Source organism: Campylobacter showae CC57C (assembly GCF_000344295.2).
GTDB lineage: Bacteria > Campylobacterota > Campylobacteria > Campylobacterales > Campylobacteraceae > Campylobacter_A > Campylobacter_A showae_B.
In genome coordinates this window covers 1-3,193 of the sequence record NZ_AOTD01000270.1, presented here as the reverse complement: position 1 = coordinate 3,193, position 3,193 = coordinate 1, and the positions used below count along the sequence as shown (strand labels likewise).

Genomic DNA, 3,193 nt, shown 5'->3' with positions numbered 1-3,193 from the left:
AGCTTTTGCCGACGTTTGGCTTGCCGACTATCGCGATTTTAAAGCCCTCGAGCAACCCTTTTCTGCTCTGGCTTATAGCGACGATTTTATCTAGTTTGGAGCTGTTTTGTTTTAGCATTTGACTGATACTTTCTAGCAGATCAGCAGGCAGGTCATCGTCGGCATAGTCGATGCTAGTCTCCACGAATGCCAGAGTTTTTACGAGTTCGCGGCGAATCTCGTTCGTAAATTTAGCCAAATCTCCCCTCATCGTGCGAGCCATAATCTTTGCGCCGTCCTCGCTTTTTGCGTTTATGAGCGAGTTTATCGCCTCGATCTTGCTAAAATCCATCTTGCCGTTTATGAGCGCTCGCTTGCTAAACTCGCCCGCGCGCGCGAGTCTGGCGCCGCTTTTGATAAGTTCGCCTAGGATCAAATTTGCCACCACTAGCCCGCCGTGGAGCTGAAACTCCACCACGTCCTCGCCCGTGAAACTATGCGGAGCCTTGAAATAAATAAGCAAGGCTTCGTCAATGAGCTCGCCATCGGCGTAAATTTTAGTTAGAGTTGCGTAACGCGGGACTAGATAGGTGGTTTTAGTGAGTTTTAGAGCTAGGCTAAGGGCGTCCGCGCCGCTTAGCCTGATGATGGAGATCGAGCCTACGCCGTGCGCGGTGGCGACGGCGGCTATGGTCTCGTTCATTTTTTGATAAAGTCATTCACGACTACGAACTGCCCGTCGCTATTTGACTTTACGCTTACGTATTTGTCGGGGAATTTTTCGCGCAGTTTTTCAAGGGCGATCTTGACCAAAACGCCGTCTAAAGACTTGGTTTTGGCTTTGCCCGTCTCCTCCACGCGCTCGATTATACCTTTTAGATACTGATCGATCGCTGCTTCTTGATTTTGCAGAAATTGCGCGATCTCAAGACGCACCGCAAGGCCGTATTTTGAGCTGATCCAATTATAAAGCAAATACGAAATCGCCTTGTAGCGGTAGCCCTCCTTGCCGATGAGCAGCGCCGCATCCTCGCCGTCAAGCTCGACTATCACAGTCTCGTCGTCAAATTTGCGCACGTCTATCTTGTTTATAGTAAAGAAATTTCCGCCAAAAAGCTTTTCTACGCCCTGCTTTATCTCAGGCAGGACTTTGTCAATGTCGGCTTTTGGTTTTTGATCTTTTTGTTTTTGAGTCTGCACTCGATCGGCGCGGGAGTCTTGTTTTTCTTTTTTAGCTAAATTTGGCACGGCTTGCGTCAAATTTGCATCGCCGACAGATGCCTGCGAGCCTAAATTTTCGCCAGCTGTGGTTTTTTCATCGCCCTCGTAAAAGTCGTTTTTATTAAAGGTATCGATGATCGAGTGATCGAGGATACTTTTGCCGCTCTCTTTTTTGGGTTGTTCTTTTTTATGTGGCTCTTTTTCTTTTACCTGAGGCTCTTTTTGCGGTTGCGCTTCTTCGACTTTAGACTCGTTTACCGCGCTACTTTCGCTTTGTTTTGCCGCATGATTTTTGTGATGATCGTGGCGATTTTTATGATTTTTTTTCTTTTCGCTTCGGTGATTTTGCTCTTCGCCGGAGTTCTCTTTTTTCTTAAATTCCTTCTTTTTTTCGCCGCCGTTTTCTTTATGACCGTTTTCGCGAGCGGCTTGAGGAGCTTTTTTTGCTTCCTTATGCGCACCCTCTTTTACTGCCTCGATGATCGCCGTTTTTTTGAAAAATCCCAAAAAACCGGCGCTTGGATTTTGCAAAATTTTGATATCAAGCTCGGTAACGGAGCAGTTTAACTCCTGCGCGGCCTTTTGAAAGGCCTCTTGTAGATTTTCGGCTTCTATTCGCATCAGGCCTTTACCTCCGCTTTTTTATGCTTTTCAAAGAGCTTGTTTACAAAAACTTGCTGGATGACCGAGCAGACGTTGTTTACAAACCAGTAAAGCGTAAGTCCCGCAGGGAAGGTCACGAAGAAAAACGTAAAGATAAGCGGTAAAAATTTCATTATCTTTTCTTGCATCGGGTCGCTAAACGTGGTCGGCGTGAGCTTTTGCTGAAGGAACATAGTCGCACCCATCAATATAGGCAGTACAAAATACGGATCCATCACCGAAAGGTCGTGTATCCAAAGTATCCACGGCGCGGCTTTTAGCTCTATCGCGTTTAGTAGTACGCGGTAAATCGCAAAGAAAATCGGAATCTGCATAAGTATCGGCAAGCAGCCGCCCATCGGGTTGGCGCCGTTTTTCTTATATAGCTCCATCATGTGCATATTTAGCTTTTGCGGATCGCCTTTGTATTTGGCTTGCAGCTCTTTTACCTTCGGCGCTAGATCTTTTAGCTTGTTCATCGATAGCATGCCTTTGTAGGTTAGCGGAAAAAGCACGATCCTGATAACTAGCGTCAGAACGACGATCGCCCAGCCCCAGTTACCGATGTAACCGTAAAGCCAATTTAAAAACGCAAACATCGGCTTTGCTATAAAGGTAAACCAGCCGTACTCGATGACGTCTACGAGCTCCTCGTTTATCTGGTTTAGAGTCGCGTGGTCTTTAGCTCCGATGTAGCCTTTGGCTTTAAAATTTTGCTCGCCTTTTACAAATATCACCGCATTTCCGGCGCCATCTTTTGAAACTACGGGATTTAAAAGTCCGTCAAATTTAAAAAACAAAGCCGTGTAGTATCTGTCGCTAGCTGCGGCTATGTTTACGTTATTAAAGCTCTCGGTCGCGTCTACGTCGCCATCCTCGATGATAGTTAGCTTGCCGTCGTTGTGCTTAAGTAGCGCGCCGTGGACGGTGTAGCTGTCGATAGCGACGTTTGGACGAAAGCCTGGAGTCACGTAGTATTCGCCCGCGCTCACGCTAAGATCCAGATCGTAGCTTCCGTTTGGATAAAATGTGATTTTCTTGGTTACGCTAGAGCCTTCCAAATTTTGCGTTAAAACTATGCTTTTTGGCTCGCTAGTTAAATTTATCTGGCTAACGTCGCTCGCGTAAGCTACCTTGAAGGCCTGCTCATTTAAAGCCTTGTCGCTAAAGCGCACTTCAAGCGGTAGCGGCTGAGCGCCTGCTAGCTCGATACGCTCGCCATCGGCGTTTTTATATTTTTCGTCGTTTAGATAAAATTTAGAAATCCTGCCTAGTTCGTCGATGCGCGCCTCAAAGTGTTCGCCCTTTATCACAGCGATCTCGCGGCTTTGCGTCGCTACGGCTTGCGGAG

Annotated in this window: 3 protein-coding genes; all 3 read right to left on the bottom strand. The window is 46.9% G+C overall.

All coding sequences use genetic code 11. From position 1 onward, the window contains the following. Positions 1–682, bottom strand: a 682-nt coding sequence (locus H740_RS11205; RefSeq protein ID WP_002953918.1) for a P-loop NTPase family protein, incomplete at its 3' end; no start/stop codon positions are given. Further along, positions 679–1,821, bottom strand: coding sequence for a Jag N-terminal domain-containing protein (locus tag H740_RS11200; protein WP_002953916.1), 1,143 nt, complete (start codon positions 1,819–1,821; stop codon positions 679–681). The genes H740_RS11205 and H740_RS11200, both read right to left, overlap by 4 nt. Continuing rightward, the coding region (gene yidC, locus H740_RS11195) for a membrane protein insertase YidC (protein WP_002953913.1) at positions 1,821–3,193 on the bottom strand (1,373 nt) is incomplete at its 5' end. The genes yidC and H740_RS11200, both read right to left, overlap by 1 nt.